This window comes from Neorhizobium sp. SHOUNA12A, from assembly GCF_023006505.1.
In the GTDB taxonomy this organism is placed as follows: Bacteria; Pseudomonadota; Alphaproteobacteria; order Rhizobiales; family Rhizobiaceae; genus Neorhizobium.
In genome coordinates this window covers 1-539 of the sequence record NZ_JALBGV010000207.1, presented here as the reverse complement: position 1 = coordinate 539, position 539 = coordinate 1, and the positions used below count along the sequence as shown (strand labels likewise).

At 66.8% G+C, this 539-nt stretch carries 1 protein-coding gene; it reads right to left on the bottom strand.

Going from position 1 to position 539, the window contains the following annotated elements:
- The coding region (locus MOV63_RS32505; RefSeq protein WP_247039847.1) for a DUF4118 domain-containing protein at positions 1–539 on the bottom strand (539 nt) is incomplete at both ends.

The following is a 539-nucleotide window of genomic DNA, read 5'->3' as shown; positions in this document are numbered from 1 at the left end:
ACCGAGGCGAACAGGCCCGGCCCCAGCCCGCCGCGCACCGCGGCCGCCAGCACCGCCATCAGGAAAACGAGGGCAAGGTTGCGGACGTCGAGCGTCTGGTCGAGCGCAGCACCGGCGATGATCGCGAGAGCCACGAAGATCGCACTTTTGACATAGGGCTTGAAGCGGAAGGCCCTGGGCAGCTGCGCCGCCTTCAGGCCGCGCTGCGGTTCGCCCTCCTTCACGTCGCCGGAGATGACATGGACGCTGATATCGCCCGCGTAGCGGATCAGGTCATAGGTGACCGACCCCTGCAAGATCTGCCGCCAGCGCGGTCTGGCCGGGCGTCCGACGACGATATGGGTAAAGTTGTTGGCATTCGCATAAGCAATGATCTCGCGCGACGGCTGCAGCGCCGGCAAAGTCACGGTCTCGGCGCCAAGCTGATCGGCAAGCCGCATGTTGGCCGCCAGCCGGTCCTTGTCCTGCTCCGACCGGTTGGCCGATTGCGGCGTTTCGAGATGCAGTGCCGCCCATGGCGCCCGCAGGCGATCGGCCTG